The 16,457-nt window shown below is 40.9% G+C and carries 12 protein-coding genes and 1 tRNA gene; 5 read left to right on the top strand and 8 right to left on the bottom strand.

Features of this window, described 5'->3' with window-relative positions:
• Nucleotides 1-66: 66 nt before the first annotated feature.
• Nucleotides 67-1,446 (top strand): cytochrome c oxidase accessory protein CcoG, encoded by a 1,380-nt coding sequence (gene ccoG, locus PMAN_RS08790; RefSeq protein ID WP_010557236.1) that lies wholly within the window; start codon nt 67-69, stop codon nt 1,444-1,446.
• Between the two features lie 28 nt (nt 1,447-1,474).
• On the opposite strand, the gene PMAN_RS08785 is transcribed toward ccoG, so the two are convergent.
• The 5 genes from PMAN_RS08785 to PMAN_RS08765 all read right to left on the bottom strand — a co-directional run bounded on the left by PMAN_RS08785 (nt 1,475) and on the right by PMAN_RS08765 (nt 8,742).
• On the bottom strand, nt 1,475-1,912 hold the full coding sequence (locus PMAN_RS08785; RefSeq protein WP_008132022.1) for a hypothetical protein: 438 nt from the start codon (nt 1,910-1,912) through the stop codon (nt 1,475-1,477).
• Between the two features lie 79 nt (nt 1,913-1,991).
• A complete protein-coding gene (locus PMAN_RS08780) occupies nt 1,992-2,909 on the bottom strand; it encodes a M14 family metallopeptidase (RefSeq protein WP_010557237.1) in 918 nt (305 codons plus the stop codon).
• A 181-nt stretch (nt 2,910-3,090) separates the two neighbouring features.
• Nucleotides 3,091-4,257, bottom strand: coding sequence for a beta-aspartyl-peptidase (gene iadA / locus PMAN_RS08775; protein ID WP_010557238.1), 1,167 nt, complete (start codon nt 4,255-4,257; stop codon nt 3,091-3,093).
• 12 nt (nt 4,258-4,269) lie between these two features.
• The gene (gene yfcC, locus PMAN_RS08770) at nt 4,270-5,673 is read right to left on the bottom strand and encodes a putative basic amino acid antiporter YfcC (protein WP_010557239.1); all 1,404 of its coding nucleotides are present in this window, start codon (nt 5,671-5,673) and stop codon (nt 4,270-4,272) included.
• A 141-nt stretch (nt 5,674-5,814) separates the two neighbouring features.
• On the bottom strand, nt 5,815-8,742 hold the full coding sequence (locus tag PMAN_RS08765) for a TonB-dependent receptor domain-containing protein (RefSeq protein ID WP_010557240.1): 2,928 nt from the start codon (nt 8,740-8,742) through the stop codon (nt 5,815-5,817).
• A 352-nt stretch (nt 8,743-9,094) separates the two neighbouring features.
• Between PMAN_RS08765 and PMAN_RS08760 the strand changes: the two genes are divergently transcribed.
• Nucleotides 9,095-10,801: a cyanophycinase gene (locus tag PMAN_RS08760; RefSeq protein WP_021032461.1), complete on the top strand. Its 1,707-nt coding sequence runs from the start codon at nt 9,095-9,097 to the stop codon at nt 10,799-10,801.
• A gap of 105 nt (nt 10,802-10,906) precedes the next feature.
• Nucleotides 10,907-11,155: a hypothetical protein gene (locus PMAN_RS08755; protein ID WP_008132014.1), complete on the top strand. Its 249-nt coding sequence runs from the start codon at nt 10,907-10,909 to the stop codon at nt 11,153-11,155.
• A 146-nt stretch (nt 11,156-11,301) separates the two neighbouring features.
• Here PMAN_RS08755 and PMAN_RS08750 read toward each other — a convergent pair whose 3' ends face one another.
• From PMAN_RS08750 to PMAN_RS08740, 3 genes are all read right to left on the bottom strand, one after another.
• The gene (locus PMAN_RS08750; protein ID WP_010557242.1) at nt 11,302-11,886 is read right to left on the bottom strand and encodes a hypothetical protein; all 585 of its coding nucleotides are present in this window, start codon (nt 11,884-11,886) and stop codon (nt 11,302-11,304) included.
• Between the two features lie 467 nt (nt 11,887-12,353).
• Nucleotides 12,354-12,430, bottom strand: a tRNA-Pro gene (locus PMAN_RS08745).
• A 110-nt stretch (nt 12,431-12,540) separates the two neighbouring features.
• Complete coding sequence (locus PMAN_RS08740; protein ID WP_010557243.1) at nt 12,541-13,164, bottom strand: arylesterase; 624 nt, start codon at nt 13,162-13,164, stop codon at nt 12,541-12,543.
• Here PMAN_RS08740 and PMAN_RS08735 point away from each other — a divergent pair, their 5' ends adjacent.
• Together PMAN_RS08735 and PMAN_RS08730 are read left to right on the top strand one after the other, a co-directional pair.
• Nucleotides 13,165-13,878 carry an ABC transporter ATP-binding protein gene (locus PMAN_RS08735; RefSeq protein WP_010557244.1) on the top strand — a complete coding sequence of 238 codons (714 nt, stop codon included), beginning with the start codon at nt 13,165-13,167 and terminating at the stop codon, nt 13,876-13,878.
• Entirely contained in the window at nt 13,868-16,369 is a 2,502-nt protein-coding gene (locus PMAN_RS08730; RefSeq protein WP_010557245.1) for an ABC transporter permease, read from the top strand. The genes PMAN_RS08735 and PMAN_RS08730 overlap by 11 nt, the downstream gene beginning before the upstream one ends.
• The last annotated feature ends 88 nt before the right edge of the window (nt 16,370-16,457 follow it).

The raw sequence follows: 16,457 nt of genomic DNA, 5'->3' as shown, positions 1-16,457 counted from the left end.
AAAGTTTCAGTTTGGTCTGAAAGTTGCAAATACTTAAACAACATCCGTTCTAATTAAGTAAGTAACATGAAGTTTGATATTAAAGAGCAAGACATGATCATTAAGCCCTATAACTCAGGGCCAATTTATATTCGCGAGCAAAAAGGCTTTTTTCAACGTATACGCCGTAATTTAGGCTGGTTGCTAATGTTAACGTTTATTGCCATTCCATGGATTCAATATAACGGTCAGCAGGCTGTACTGTTAGATGTCGCAACACAAACCTTTACTATTTTTGGATTAACACTTCTTCCTCAAGACTTTATGATTTTAGCCATGCTTTTTATGGTGGGGGCCTTTGCGTTATTTTTTGTTACTAATTGGCTTGGCCGAGTTTGGTGCGGTTACACGTGCCCGCAAACAATATGGATGTTGATGTTTACATGGGTTGAGCAACGAATAGAAGGTACACGCAATCAGCGCATTAAATTAGATAAGTCAAAATGGACATTTAGCACGTGGCGTAAAAAAATAGCTAAACACAGCGCGTGGATAGTTATTTCGGTTTTAACAGCGACCTCATTTATGGCGTATTTTATTCCGGCTAAAAATTTATACTTAGACATGCTTTCGTTTGATTGGTCTGGCATTACCACATTTTGGGTGCTTTTTTTTGCTGGGTGTACGTACGGTAATGCTGGTTTTTTAAGAGAAAAAATGTGCACCATTGCATGCCCGTATTCTCGTTTTCAGTCAGTGATGTTTGATAAAGATACCTTAGTTGTTACTTATGATGCTGAACGAGGAGAAAACCGTGGACCACGTAAGCGTAAAGCTGATCCAAAGTTATTAAACCTAGGCGATTGTGTAGACTGTAATTTATGTGTGGAGGTATGCCCTGCGGGTATTGATATAAGAAATGGCTTGCAATATGAGTGCATAAACTGTGGTTTATGTATTGATGCCTGCGATGACACAATGAATAAGTTTGGCTACGACAAAGGCTTAATTAAATACGCGAGTGAAAAACAAATGGAAGGTAAAAAAACCAACCCATTTAGATTAAAGCTTGTTGGCTATGGCACGTTAACTGCCTTACTTATCCTATCGATGTTTGCATGGATGATGCAGCGTACACCCATAGAGGCCTCAGTGCTTCGTGATAGAAACGCACTCTACAGAGTAAATTATGAGGGCCTAGTTGAAAACCCATACACACTAACCATTATTAACAAAACACAGCAATCAATGCACTACACAATCGCTATTGAGGGGTTACCTGGGGCAACGCTTAAAAGTCCAAAGGCAACACTCGTACAACCTGGTTTAATGAAAAAAATACCGGTTACGGTTACCGCTGATGGTTACGATATTAAACAAAAAGTAAGTAAATTAAGATTTGTAGTTACCGCGCAGGAAGATGCGAGTATTACCATCACCAAGGACAGTCAGTTTTATAAAAACTAAGTAGTTAAACGCCAAGTTGATTAAATAATTAATCCGCTTGGCTGTTTTTAAGGTGCTTAATAACGTATTGCTTGGCACTTTCAACCTCACTAAATATACATTTAGTGCCGTCTCTGCCAACGCTATTTAAAACCCGCGACATTTGACTGATTGCAATGGCCGATGTCATTACATACGCGCTGATAAAGCAATTTGCAGCTTGCATTTTTTTGCCAATTTTAGTGAGCAATAACTCGGCTTCAGGCGTCGCTGCTAATACCTTTCGTGAGTCGCTAATATAGCCCCAGGGGTTGCCGTTAAATTGTGCAGTAGTATTAATGAGCTTTTCACCATACACACTTAGAATATCGGTATCGATGCTACCTGAAAATTCAGCAACAATTATGTTGTTATCTACATAAAAATTAACGTTGCCATAGTCATTTTTTAATGAAAAATCATAATGCTCATTTTTATCTACTTGCAAAGCTTTCTCTCTATTTATATTACAGACTTGTTACTACGTTTAATAAAACACACTTATGATAAACGTAGCAACTAGTAATTTAGCCTTCATTTCGTAAATAATTTAAAGCACTATCAATAACAGCAACTTGCGCTAATATACATTGTTCACTGTTGGCTGAAGGACTATCTGGGTAAACCTCTGTTGTTGTTACAAAAGGTGCATCAGTAAAGCCCATACATAAACCTAATTGGCGTGCTGCGTAATTTATAACGCCAAATTGTTCCTGCGGTACGCCTATTAATGCATTGTTTTCATCGCTTGGTGCAATATGCGTAACCTTTGCAACGCCCTCAATAATCACTTTTTGAAATTCTGGCTCTGGCTTTGTACTGTCAGCAACTAAGTAAAACCCATCAGGAATATTCCAGTTTGTATTAGTTGTGCCTTCACGTGCTGCAAGCGCTGGCCTGAATTCACTGTTATCGGAGTCTGTTGTCTCGTGTAAATCAATGTGTGCTAGTAGATCAATATTTAATGATTTTACATAGGCCATAACAGCGGCAGACTCGTGTGATGGGCTATTTTCGTAAAAGGAGCGGTTAGGATCTATTGCGCTTGGGTTCCAGCGGTTAATTGTTTCATACCCCCAAGGGCTAATACAGGGAGTAATAATTATATTAAAGTGTTTTGAATGATTTAAAGCAGAGGTTTTTGCAAATCTAAGCGCGCCATGTACACCACTGGTTTCGTACCCATGCACGCCACCGGTAATTAAAACCGTTGGTTTGGTATCATCAAAATTAGGTGTTTGCAGGGCATATAATGGATAACAGCCATCGTTGTAATTAAGCTCGCCATATTGCTCAACCGTTAATGTGCCTTTAAGTTCGTTTATTAGCGTTAACACTTCATCTTGGTAGCTACGCTTTATAACTTGCCCTGCTAGCCATTGTGCTTTGTCGCTGTCGTTCCATTTTTTACCTGGTGTGCCAATTGGGTATGCGCTGTCAGTCATTATAAAGCCTTGGAATATCAATATTTAATTAAATAAAGCGCTAGCTTAACGCTGACTAAAATAGCCTGCAAGTTAATGCGATGCATAACATTTCTATAAAAATTAACCATAACCGCGATTTTAACTTTGCTATGATTAAACAGGTAAAAAACGCAGTTAAATTAATTAACTGCGTTGAAAGTCACTCAAACGGCCCTTTTATAACCGCGTGGCTGTTTTGTACCATTAAAGTACCGTTTGCCCATACGTACTCAGGGGTTAAGGTCTCTTTATCGAGAAGCACAATATCTGCGTCGCTCGCTGTTTTTAAGCGGCCTTTATTAAGCCCTAAAATATCAGCGGGGTTACTGGTTATGCTCATCAAGGCGTGCTCAATAGGGACGTTATATTGCTTAACTGCTTGCTGAAACGAGGTTAATAAAGAGGACTCTTTACCTACCTCAAGTCCCAATAAATTAAAGTCTTTATCGAAAATAGGTAAACTAGCATGGCCATCTGAGCTCATAGTGAGTTGATTTGCTGCTACACCTTGGTCTAAGCAATAAGCAAGGGCATGGGCTGCTGCGAACTCACCGTGGGCTAAATCGTAATCGGTAGTGCTGGTGGTAAAGTCGATAGTACCGCCCTGATCACAAAATTGAATACCGGCATCAAGAAGTGCTTTATTGCGGTTCATATGCGTAGGATAAAACTGTTTAAGCTTAATATCACTTTGCTGAGCCACCTGATGCAAAATAGTTAAATGGCTATCAACAGGGCCCACATGAATACTTACGGTGCCTTTTTTACCACTGAGCATACCGGCTACTTTAGCCTCGGCTGCTAATTCCGCTAATTGCTGTACAGTAGGTTGGCTACTGCGATGATCAGAAATCGCCACCTCGCCTACACCTATAAACTCCTCTATATACATAATGTCGTCAGTGATTGAGTGGCTGAGTGTTTTAGCTGGCAAATGATACGAACCCGTATGGCAAAATACATTTAGCCCTTGCTCTTTAAGCCCTTTTGCTTTGGCAACCAAATTGGTCAGCGTACGTGAGCTTGAATCGGTACCCAGTGCGCCCACCACTGTGGTAGTGCCCGATAGGGTGGCATCGGTTAGGTTCATTTCAGGGGTGCGGCTGGCAAATCCAGCCTCGCCACCGCCACCGGTAATATGCACTAACGAATCAACAAACCCCGGCGCAACCAGCTTATTTTTACCGTCAATTCGTTTGACGAGTACACTGCTGTCGAGGATTATATTTTCGTCAATAGCAATGATTTTACCACCGCCAATTAAAACATCTTGTGTGCCTAGGTAGGTAGGTGCATAAACGTTTACACCTTGAATTAAAGTTAACATAACAAGTTCTTTTTATTGATAATTAATAAAGTAAGCAAGAAATATAAAGCCGCTTGCTAATACAAAAAGTGCTAGGGCAAAGCGCCAAATAAACGCAGCCCACTCTCCCCAATCTAATTTCACCACCCCTAAACAACCAATTAAACTAGCTGAAGTAGGAATTAAAATATTGGTTAAGCCATCTCCTAATTGAAAGGCTAATACCACAATTTGCCTTGATACATTGAGCAAATCGCCAAGTGGAGACATCAGCGGCATAGTGATGGCAGCTTGGCCTGAACCCGATGAAACAAAAAAGTTAAATACACTTTGGAACACCAGCATTCCCCAAGCCGCAATGTAATCTGGCACACTGGCTATGCTACTTGCACAGTAATACAGCAGTGTATTTAGGGTTGAGGGAGTAGTTAAATCGCTACCCCCTAATAGTAATACAATGCCTTTAGCTAGTGCGACCAATAACGCGGCTGGCAGTAACTCTTGTGCACCGTTTTTAAAGGCTTCAGCGCACTCATTCGCGGTTAGCTTTTTAAACACGATGGCAATTATTGCACTAATAATACCAATACAAAAAAATTGTGCCGCAAGCTCAGGAATATAATATTGGCGAGCCATCACGCCCCATACAACCCAGGCTATGCCCAATACAAACACTAATAATGTGAGTGCATCGGCTAGGCTAAGTTTAATCGTTGGCTGATCACCCGTTTTTTGGGCTTGTGTTTTTATCCGTTTTGCATAGCGCATGGTAAACACAAGGCCTACTAGGGTAAAACAAGCCCACGCTAGCATACGAAAGCCTGCACCAGAAAACACCGGGATTTCAGCTATCGATTGCGCTATAGCAATGCTAAACGGGTTCATCCATGAGGTGGCAAAGCCTATTTGCGTGGCCACATAAGTTGTAAGTACAGTGACTTTAGCGTCGTAGCCAAGTTGTTGCATAATAGGAAGCAGCACAATACAAAAGGCAATAGCCTCTTCGCCCATACCAAAAACCGCGCCGCCTAACGAAAATAGTAAAAACAGTAAGGGAATAAATAGCCATTCAACCCGCTGGGTTTTATTAATAAGTGCCATAATGCCGTTATTAATCGCACCGGTTTTCATAATAATGCCAAAGGCACCGCCAGTGATTAAAATAAACGCCATTACGCCAATAGCTGCACCATATTTATCACCCGACACTAAGCCTTCAAACAATACATTTGCTAAACCAATGTCGCCACCTTGTGCAAAAACAGGTGGTGATTGTTGGTCGTTAACGGCTTGATATTGTGAAAGCTGCACAGTATGGCTACCCGGTTCTGCATTAAATACCCCAGGGGTAATAAAAACCGTGGCCATATAGGCAATCACTGCCACGCAAAGCAAAAGAATGCTCGCATCGGGCATAGAAAATTGTTTTTGTTTCATAATTTCACTTTAATAAAAGGTCATTGTGTTGATGCGTAAATAAACGCTTAAACGTACTTTAGCACTTAATAGGCAGCGTCACTGCAGCCATAACCCGTAGCAAAAGGAAGGCCGCAAAGCGTTTGCTTTGCGGCTAAGTGGTTAAAAGCGGTAGCTAATACTTAATTTATAATTAGCACCAAGGGCATTATGATTAATTGAATCAAATCCGCGGCTTGAACCATAAAGTGTGGGTGGCTCTTTATCAAAAATATTATTGATACGCGCACGCAAAGTCAGCGATTTATTAACATAGTAACCCGCTGATAAATCCCAAACGAGCCAATCGTCAACCTGATGCTCACCTTTTGAGTCTAATACGCCAAGTGAATCTAGTTCATCAATTTCACGCCCACGCAGGCCTTCTATATCATCTTCGTAGCTGCTGGTGTAGTTTGCACCTAAGTTAAGGTAGTAACTTTGCGCCTCCCAATCTATTGACATACGAGCAATGTTTTCAGGGTAACGATAAGTTCCTACCAACTTCTCTAACGAGTCAGACCCCGGTTTATTACGTTCAAACTCAAGGTAATGAGTGCCGTCAAACGCAAAGGTTAAGTCGCCACCTGATAGCCTAAAGCGGTGATCAAACTTAAAGTCTATGCCAGCTAAAGTTTGAGTACCGGTGTTTTCAAGTGGGATAGCATGATCGCGAAACAGCGGTAAAAATAGCTCGTCATCACGTGGGTTGAATTCATCGATGTAGCTGGCTAAGATTTCAGTTAAGTTGGCTCCGTCTTGCTCTATGTTTAAACCACTGGTGTCGGTGACATCACATAATGCTTCATCGTACGATATGCCTTGCTCGCCCGGTGGTACAATGCCACAGTGACGAAGTGATGCATCGGTTATGGCGCGATCTAACACTGCGGTCATGTTAGTATCAATTACTTCTTCATGATCAAACTGCCAATAATCAAGGGTTAAATTAGTATTAGCCGATGGGCTCCATGCAAAACCAACACTAATAGCCTCAGATTCTTCTGCATTTAAATTAGGGTTACCTAACTCTAACGAATTAACACTTACTTCGGTGCCATCACCCATACAGTATAAATCGGCTACAGCTTGGTTGGCACCACAGTCAAAAGTAGATTGCGTGGTTCTTAATTTAACGCCAGCTTGAGTTAATGATGGTGCTCTAAACGAGGTTGACCATGAACCACGAACAACTAACGAATCAGTCGGGCGATAGCTCAAACCTATTTTTGGATTAAAGGTGCCACCAAAATCATCGTAATGATCGTATCGACCCGCTGCTTGTAGCTCTATTTGCTCACTCAGTGAAATACTTAATTCAGCAAACGCTGCATATTGAGTGCGATCGGCTTCTGATAAACTAGAGCCAAAGCCAAATACATCAACAAGATAGTCTTTATCTGCTTGAGCTTGTGAATTAAGCGAAGGAATGTCGCTTAGCTCTTCACGGCGTGCTTCTACCCCAAATGAGGCATAGGCAGGTAGGTCGTTAAAGGTAAATATCTCACCATTAAAATTAGCATCCCAGCCGTAAACTGTACTTTCTCCGCTGCGTGTTGGGCGAGCTTGCGCTGTTGCCAAAACGGCATCATTAGCGGCGTCGCCTTGAAGGAAAGGGTTGTAAAAAGGTAGCAGTTCTCCCGATGCACAGTTTAAGTCAGTACCGTCAAAACTTGCCAATGTACCGTCTGAACAAAGCTCTCCTGTTATCGCGCCATGAAACTGATAACGATTATAAACCCCAGCAATAGCCTCCTGCTCTGAACGTGAGCGAGAAAGAGTAACACCAGACTCCCAACCCCAATCACCAATTTCACCACTTAGGCTACTTACTAAGCGAAAGTTTTTCGTTTCTACTTCCACTGTTCTTGGGGCATTAAAGCGGGCATCAAAGCCAAAACCATACACTTCTCGGCCGCTTTGAGTATCAAATGGGTCAATGTAGAGTTGATCCATTAAATCATTACTTCCATCGGCATTATCGTAAATAAATAAGGCGTCTTCTAAAATAAACGGGCCGTCGTCGTCATTAATTTGGTTAATAGGTGAGGGCGATGAATACGCTTTTGCCTTGGTTTGGCTGTAAAAAAAGTCAGTGTGCCATTGTAGACCACCGAGCTCACTATTAAACATAAAGCCGGTTGAAAGGCTCTCAAATGGGGTATCTAGGTAGTCATCTTGATTAGGGTAGTAAGCACAAATTTGTTCACCAAATTCAGTAGTCACTAATTCGGTTTTACAGTTTGGTGATGGAAGTTCGTTACCATCTCGGCTGCTGAAATAATAAATATTCGGTGAGTTCTCCAGCTTAGGTAAATAGGAGTAACCATTCACTAAAGAGGGAGAGGCCGTGTAATTACGATCGGTTGCTCTAAAAGCGTTACGGTCGTATATATCTGCAAATACCGTTAAGTTACTCTCGCCTATTTTTGTACCATACACTAAGTTTAGCTGCTTTTTACTTTCGTCATGCTGATCAAAGCTATCGGCAAACGAAGTATTGATTTCAGCGCCTTCAAAATCATCTTTTAAAATGTAATTAATAACACCCGCTACAGCATCGGCACCATAAACGGCTGATGCACCGGTGGCTAAAATATCAATACGCTCAATGGCGGCTAGCGGAATTGAATTCACATCTACAAAGTTTTCAGTACCAGCAGCAAATGAGCTAGGTGCAACTCGGCGACCATTAATTAATGTAAGCGTTGCCGAAGGTCCCATGCCTCTTAAACTCGCTGCTGATTGGCCCGCTGGTGTAGAAGTAGACGTACCGCCACTTTCAGAGGTTGAGAACGTACCGCTCCCGCCTTTAAATACAGATAAATCTTTGAGTAATTCATGAATGGTATTAGCACCAGAGCGTTTGATTGCATCTTGGTCTAACACGGTTAGTGGAATAGTGCCTTCCAGATCAACGCCTTTTAAGCGAGATCCTGTTACTTCTACTCGTTCAATGTTGGTATCAGTTTGAGTTTCTTGTGCGTACGCACAGGTAATAGGGCTCAGTAAAGCGCTTACTGTGGCCGCAATAGTTAGTTGACGAAACATTGTAGTACCTTTTGTCTTTTTTAAGCGCGCAGAAATAGGTTTAATATTTCTTAAGGCTTTAATTATTATGTTTTTTAGACAGGGCAGTGGTGAAATGACACGCTGAGCCCCTCACAGAAATCAGTGAGGTGGTGGGCTACTCGTCAAACCACTCCGAAAGGTAGTGGGGTGAGTAGAAATATGTTGTAAGCAATGTTGCTTTTTTAAACATAATTCTCGTTCCAAAAAGGTTTTTGACAAAGCCAGCAAATGGGTGCTAGCTTACTCGCGTTTTAAAGTTCCTTTTTTTTATAGCAAGCGAGAGGCTCTCTCGCAAGTCATTTTTTATAAATTTTTACATGAGTGTAACATAATGGAACAAATATACTTACCAAGCAAGAAAGTAGCTAATTCGCGAATAATAACCGCTTTTTTATCTGTTCTTGTCGCTTTTTCGCTGCAAGTAAGCGCAAAAGAGTCTAGTCAAACTCTCGTTTTAGTGGGGGGAGCTCTCACAACATGTGCCAGTTTAAGCCCTAAAAACTGTGAAAAAAATACTCAGATCTCGGGTAAAACGCATAATGTATTTACGCTCTCTCACACTAAAATTAGCCAAATAAAGCAACAGTGGCCTAGTGAAAATAGCCAAGCTAAAAACAATACTATTAAAAATTTAGCAACAATGCAGGCTAAATCATCGCCCACGTTATCGAAAAAAGAGCTGTTATGGTTGTGGCGCGATATTGATAGCAAACAGCTCAATAGTTTATCGGATCAAGAATACAATTTTGTAATAGATATGCTTGAAGTAGCTCAAATAAAAAGCGACAACAAGCGACTAAAAGAGCAGGTAAATACTGCGCTTAATAGCGAATCGGCAGCGACAGAGATTTTGCAGTTTATATCGGGAAGTTTAAAAGTTAATGATACTAACCCGAGTATGCTAGCCATTACCGCCTCAAGCAGAGACCCTTATGAATCTGCTGATTTTTATGAAGGATTACTAAGCTTCCCTAATGTAAATTCGCAATGGCTTGCATTAACCCCTGCGCTTGCTAAAGCAATAACCACCAACAAGTGTGATGATTTAACCACGCTTAGGCACTCCGAAATGGGGCTATATCAACGCGAACATATTTACCCTGATCGCACACAAGCTGAATATCAATTGTGTAAAAAAGGCACCGACGCTTTAGTAGAGCTAATAAAAAACAGTACCGGTGTGATGTTTAATGGTGGCGATCAAAGCCTAACTCGAAAAGTATTATTTGATGAAAATAACCAGCCTTACCCTTGGACAAAAGCATTACAGTCTCGCCCTGTTATTGTTGGAACAAGTGCAGGTACCGCGGTGCAAAGTGGTGGGCAAGCACACGCCGGGAATGTGGTGATGATCACCAATGGCACTAGCTTGTCGGCATTGAAAGAAGGCGCACAAGCCATTGATGCCCCAAGTGAACGCTCAAACAGCGATAGTTTAACTTACAACCGCTTTGGGGGTTTAGGCACATTTAGTTACGGTGTACTCGATACACACTTTAGCGAGCGAAACCGTACATTAAGACTAGGCACTTTGCTCGACGACTTAAGCGCAAACCAAGATCAGCCGACATTCGGTTTTGGTGTAGACGAAACCACAGCCTTAGTGGTGATTAAATCTGAAGCTGGCAATTTAATGACCGTAATTGGTAAAAATGGTGTGGTGATGGTTAAATCAACAGAGCAAGCTCAGGCTGAAACTAAAACTAAAACCTACAGTTACTCTTACTGGCCTGTGGGCAGTGTGATTGATATTAAAAATAACGATTTTACCTTAAGTCAGCGCAGTATTAGCCAAGCATTGCCAGCAATTAAAATACCGCCTTTACCGGTTCAGCGTTTTGGGAGCATATTAACGGATGCAAAATTACGGTCTCTTACCCAAGCCATGTGCCTTGCCCAAGAGCAAAGCGCAGTTGCTCAGCAAGATGAATTTTTAATTAGCTTGAATGCTAATGCTGATACACGCTACAACCGAATAAGCACCAAACAGTTTGGCTGCGCTGTGAGTAATTTATCGCTGGTGGTCGAATCGTTTTAAGTTTAAGGCGTAAATATTTGGATTTTAAGTACCAGCTCTATAAAATAACCGTTATAACGTATAACCACTTTGCTCAAAGCAAAGAGAGATAGAAAGAGTTTTAACATGAATAACGAAAGTGATGTAATCGACAACTTAGCAGACTTAGAAGCTTTTTTACTCGAAATAGAAAGCGGTGGCTATGGATTAAAAGGGGTATCTGGCGTTGGTATGGCGACTAAAAACTCAGATGGTACCCGTTTTATTGCCGTATTTGATGATAAACAGCAACTACTATTGGCCCGCGGTATCACCGAAGATGTATTTACTAATGGGCAAGATATGGTTCGTAACGGTGTAAAGCCCAAACACTAATTACATATAAATCAATAAGCGCTGTATAGCGCTTTTTTTTGCAAAATTTAAAATGAGTTGAAACATCAAGCAAGGCTAAAAAATATAAAAATTAAGAAACCGACTTAGACGAAATAAATATAGACATTTACTGCATAACTTACATATCAACGTATTTCGTTAACTAATTTACCATTTTCATAAAGTGCCGAGTATTGGCGTTTATGCTCTTCAAATAGATAGGTTCTTAACTGCTCTTTTCCGCTATTAATACGCGTAATTTTTGCAGCCATTCCTGACTTATTTTGCCTAATGGGCTCTATATCAATTGAAATATACTCTTCGTTTGGTAGTGTAAACTGCACATTTTTCATACTACCTAAGCGACTGTTATCTTTCAGAGGTTTTAAAAATATGCCAGTGCTAGATATAGACTCAATATAAAAACCCTCGCTCTTTATATTGAGTTGGCTCCAACGCCAACTACGCTGTGTGCCTTTAGTATCAATGACTTCAGGCGCACTTAATACAGGGTTAATAACCCCAGAGGGATCTATTTTTAAATCAAGCGGAAACCATAATTGATAGTGCGCAACTTTTGCTAATAGCGTTAAGCTTGCGTTGCTCAATAGGTGCGCAATGCTTGCGGGTACACTACTTTGTAAAGTAAGCTTGTGATTTGGTTTTACTTCCTGATCTTCTGGCTTAAATAAGTCAGAGATAAAGTTTAATTCTTCAGCTGAAAAGTCCATGTTCAACACCGTAAAAATAAAACCTTATCATATGTTAATTAAATAAAATGCTCAATAAGTGTGCAGATTTATTTGTTTTCTTTACTATAATGAAAAGTTTTGTTGGGATTTTCTGTAAATTAAACGTGTATCGTTAGCCGCGCTTGTTATATTTCATCCAGATTATGCTTAAGCAAATAACAATATGCTTAAAGTATATTTAGCGCCTTCATGTGCTTTTAAAAACTAAAAAGGGTTTTGTTACTTTGTCATTTTATTAAGTTAGTAATTAGCACCTGGTGAAATGTCGACACGTAAGGATGATTTTAAGATATTGCTGCATACTAAGTAGGGACCAATTGATAGACACTGTTTTCTAGGCGTAATGAACAGCAATAGAACTACTGGTTTAAGTAATCTCTAAGTAAATTTATTTTTCGGGTTAATACTTTTTTGAAGGTTAATTATAGAAACAGGAGGGAGTTAATTGGTCGGTATGGAGAGATTCGAACTCTCGACCCCTGCCACCCCATGACAGTGCGCTACCAGGCTGCGCTACATACCGACGTTGAGTGCAATAGTACGTGTATTTTTTTAAAAATCAATAAGCGATTGTTTGTTTGGGTGTTTATTAGGCAAGTGAGCTAAAAAGCCCACTTAAGTTAGGTTATTTTTTTAGTCTTTATTCAACCAAGTTTTGATCGAGTCGTACATCTCATCACGTATCAACGGCTGTGCTTTTTTGTTAGGGTGTAACCCATCGTTTTGCATTAGCTCTGGTTTATCAGCGATATTGAGCATAAAAAAGTTTAATAAGTGCGTATTAGTTTCTTCGCTAATTTGGCTAAAGCTATCAGTAAACATTTTGCTGTAGCGAGGGCCGTAGTTAGGTGGAATGTAAATTTCCATCAGCGCGGTCATAGCATTAGCTGCTTGGCTTTTTTGTATCAGCGAGGTCAAATTAGCTTGCATTTTTTTTACCGGAAATCCGCGAAGACCGTCATTTGCACCAAGCTCTATAAGCACGTGTGTTGGTTGGTATTGGGTAAGTAATGCATCAAGACGGCGTAGTGCGCCGCCAGACGTTTCGCCACTAATGCTGGCGTTTACAAGTGCAATGTCGGCTTGCTCGTCATTGTACTTATCTTGTAACAATTTTACCCAGCCTTGCTCTTGTTGTAGGCCATAGGCTGCGCTTAAACTGTCACCAAGTATTAAAATCGTGTTGTCGGCTGCTGCACTCAGCGGTTTGATAACTAAAAATAAAATGAATACTAAACGAAGGATTGAATGAGTCATATGTCAGCGCTTTCTCAATTAAATATAATTCAAGTTAATGGTTTGTCTAAAATAGTAACTACCTTTGAAGGTGAGTTGCCCATCCTCAGCGACATCAGCTTTAATGTCAAGCACGGTGAGTCTGTTGCTATTGTTGGCACGTCGGGATCAGGTAAGTCTACTTTGTTGAGTTTATTAGCAGGCTTGGATACAGCGACTAATGGCGAAATATTTTTAGACGGTGAGCCGCTTCATGATTTAGACGAAGAAGCGCGTGCAGCACTTCGTGCCGCTAAAATTGGTTTTGTTTTTCAGTCTTTCATGTTGGTGCAAAGCTTAACCGCTCTCGAAAATGTAATGTTGCCTGCAGAACTAGCGGGAAAAAGTGATGCTAAGGAGCAGGCACTTGCTTTGCTTGAAAAAGTAGGCCTAAGCCACCGAACAGATCATTACCCATCTCAGCTTTCGGGTGGTGAGCAACAGCGTGTTGCTATTGCCCGTGCTTTTATTGGTACACCCAAAATTTTATTTGCCGATGAGCCTTCAGCTAACTTAGATAGTAAGAACGGCAAAATGATTGAGTCGCTGCTGTTCGACTTAAATTCTCAACATGGTACAACGCTTATTTTAGTGACGCACGATGAAGGACTCGCTCAAAAATGTGAGCATATTATTCAGATAGAAGCGGGCTTACTTGTAAAAAGTGAAGCAGAGGACGTTGCAAATGTGGGCTAAATTAGCGCTTAAATTATTTGCGCGAGAATTTCGCAGAGGTGAGCTAACGGTAATTAGTGCAGCTATTGCTTTAGCGGTATTAACTGTACTTACCTTGTCTATGGTGACAGATCGAATAGCACAAAGCATTGCACAAAAAAGCAGTGCGTTTATTGCTGCTGACCGAGTATTGGCAAGCAGCCATGCCATTGACACCGCTTTTATTGAGCGAGCTAAAAGTCAAAACTTACAAACCGCGCAAATGGTGTACTTCGACACCATGTTATTTGCTAATGACGAAATGCAATTTAGCTCGGTGAAAGCAGCATCAGACGCATACCCGTTAAAAGGGCAGCTAAAAGTAAAAAACACATTAATGGGTGAAACGGTTATTGCAAACGGCGGCCCAAACCCAGGTAATGTATGGCTCAGTGAGTCTGTTTTTTACTCGCTAAACATTGATATTGGCTCGCAAGTTGAGCTAGGTGCTGCGTTATTTAATGTTGAAAAAGTGATCGTTGAGGAGCCTGATGCGCCATTCAATGTATTTTCAAGTAGCCGTCGTGTATTAATAAATATTGCAGATGTACCAAAAACAGAGGTTGTTCAGCCTGGGAGCCGTGTTTTTTACCGTCAGCTCTATGCAGGTAGTGAAGACGACATAAACAGCTTTTATGACTGGCTAAAACCACAAATGAAAGAAAACCAACAATGGTACGGTGTTAAAGATCGTCAATCACCAATTTCAAACAGTTTAAATCGAGCAGAGAGTTTTTTATTGTTAGCGGGTTTACTAGGTATTATTTTGGCTGCAGTAGCGATTGCTGTATCAGCCAAACGATACTGCGAGCGCCAATATGACCCTGTTGCGATGATGAAAACATTGGGCGGCAGTCGCTCAATGATCCGTAAAATTTACATGCTTCACTTATTGCTTGTATGTGCAATGGCTGTGAGTATAGGTTTATTGATTGGTTACGGCTTGCAAGAAATAGCCACCGGATACCTTTCAAAAAGTATGGGAAGCGAATTGCCCATGGGTGGATTTAAGCCTTGGCTTGTAGCAATTAGTACGGGTGTAATTTGCGCCGTTATGTTTTCTATTAAACCGTTATTTGATTTGTTCGATATTCCGCCGCTTAGGGTACTGCGTCGTAATTTAGGTGACAAACTAGCGGTGAGCCGCGTGCACTTGGGTATGAGTGCATTGACCGTGTTTTTGTTAATGTGGTTATTTAGTAACAATATAAAAATAACGCTAATATTATTTATAACCACACTAACTTTAATTGGAGTGTTGTTTTTAATATCTAAACTTATATTTGGTGGTGGCCGAAAACTGGGTTTAAAACCAGGTAATAGTTGGTCATTGGCTATTGCGTCGATTCAAAAGCGTGCCAATGTAAATGCAGTTCAACTTATTAGTTTTTCGCTCGCCATTAAGCTGCTTTTGTTTTTAGTTGTGCTTAAAAATGACATGATAGCTGATTGGCAGTCGCAATTACCAAGCGATGCGCCCAATGCATTTTTAGTTAATATTACTCAAAACGACCTTGAACCAATCAATAACTACCTTGCTGAGAAAGATATTTTAGTGTCTGACTTCTACCCAACGATTCGAGGGCGCGTTAACGCGGTAAACGGTGAGTTGGTTGCACGGGAAGTATCTCTCCAAGACAATGAGAAAAAAGACGAAGAAGCGCGTTCGGGTATTGGCCGTGAGCTAAACTTAACGTGGCTTAAAGATGTACCGGCTCAAAACGAGATAATTCAAGGCGAGTGGTTTGGTGAAAACGCAGTGGCCGAGGCATCAGTTGAAGAGTCGATGTTAGAGCGCCTTGACGTTGAAATTGGCGATACACTTACCTTTTTAATTGGCGCGCAGTCGTTCGATGCTAAAATTACCAGCGTTCGTACAGTTAACTGGGCAACGCTTAAACCCAACTTCTTTATTATACTCAGCCCTGATGTACTTAAAGACTTTCCGGCGACTTATATTTCGTCTGTTAGGATAGAACCTGAGCAAAAGCGCGACTTTAGCCAACTGTTGCGCACCTATCCAACCATTACTGCAATCGATGTAGACAACTTTGTAAAGCAAATACAAACCACAATATCGCAAGTCTCACTCGCCATTGGTTTTGTACTTGCCATTGTTGTTTTGTGCGGTGCATTAGTACTCATTTCGCAAGTGCAAGCGAGCTTAGGTGAACGCATGCAAGAAATTGTAATTCTTAGAACATTAGGTGCTAAAAGCCGTTTAATTAAAAATGCGACCTTGTACGAATTTTTATTATTGGGTGGGTTAGCCGGTTTAGTTGCTGCATTTTTTAGCGACTTAGCGCTTTTGATTGTGCAGCAACAAATGTTTGAACTTACGGGCAAGCTTCATCCACATATATGGATTATAGGCCCGCTTGCTGGTGGTTTATTTGTAGCCGGGTTGGGTTATTTAATGATTGCCCGTACCCTTAAACAAAACACCCAAGGGTTAGTTCGCGCTTTAGGGTAAACTAACTATTATTGCGTTTAAAATGCTCGCTACTTATGCGAGCATTTTTGTTTTTGCTTGGTACTGGTATTTTATACAGTGCTCTGGC

The organism is Pseudoalteromonas marina (assembly GCF_000238335.3).
Classification (GTDB): Bacteria; Pseudomonadota; Gammaproteobacteria; order Enterobacterales; family Alteromonadaceae; genus Pseudoalteromonas; species Pseudoalteromonas marina.
This window is presented reverse-complemented; position numbering and strand designations above follow the sequence as displayed.

Excerpts from the sequence above, each read along its gene's own strand:
- ccoG (WP_010557236.1), top strand. The coding sequence starts at position 67 with ATGAAGTTTGATATTAAAGAGCAAGACATGATCATTAAGCCCTATAAC.
- PMAN_RS08780 (WP_010557237.1), bottom strand. The coding sequence starts at position 2,909 with ATGACTGACAGCGCATACCCAATTGGCACACCAGGTAAAAAATGGAAC.
- iadA (WP_010557238.1), bottom strand. The coding sequence starts at position 4,257 with ATGTTAACTTTAATTCAAGGTGTAAACGTTTATGCACCTACCTACCTA.
- yfcC (WP_010557239.1), bottom strand. The coding sequence starts at position 5,673 with ATGAAACAAAAACAATTTTCTATGCCCGATGCGAGCATTCTTTTGCTT.
- PMAN_RS08765 (WP_010557240.1), bottom strand. The coding sequence starts at position 8,742 with ATGTTTCGTCAACTAACTATTGCGGCCACAGTAAGCGCTTTACTGAGC.
- PMAN_RS08760 (WP_021032461.1), top strand. The coding sequence starts at position 9,095 with ATGGAACAAATATACTTACCAAGCAAGAAAGTAGCTAATTCGCGAATA.
- PMAN_RS08755 (WP_008132014.1), top strand. The coding sequence starts at position 10,907 with ATGAATAACGAAAGTGATGTAATCGACAACTTAGCAGACTTAGAAGCT.
- PMAN_RS08750 (WP_010557242.1), bottom strand. The coding sequence starts at position 11,886 with ATGGACTTTTCAGCTGAAGAATTAAACTTTATCTCTGACTTATTTAAG.
- PMAN_RS08740 (WP_010557243.1), bottom strand. The coding sequence starts at position 13,164 with ATGACTCATTCAATCCTTCGTTTAGTATTCATTTTATTTTTAGTTATC.
- PMAN_RS08735 (WP_010557244.1), top strand. The coding sequence starts at position 13,165 with ATGTCAGCGCTTTCTCAATTAAATATAATTCAAGTTAATGGTTTGTCT.
- PMAN_RS08730 (WP_010557245.1), top strand. The coding sequence starts at position 13,868 with ATGTGGGCTAAATTAGCGCTTAAATTATTTGCGCGAGAATTTCGCAGA.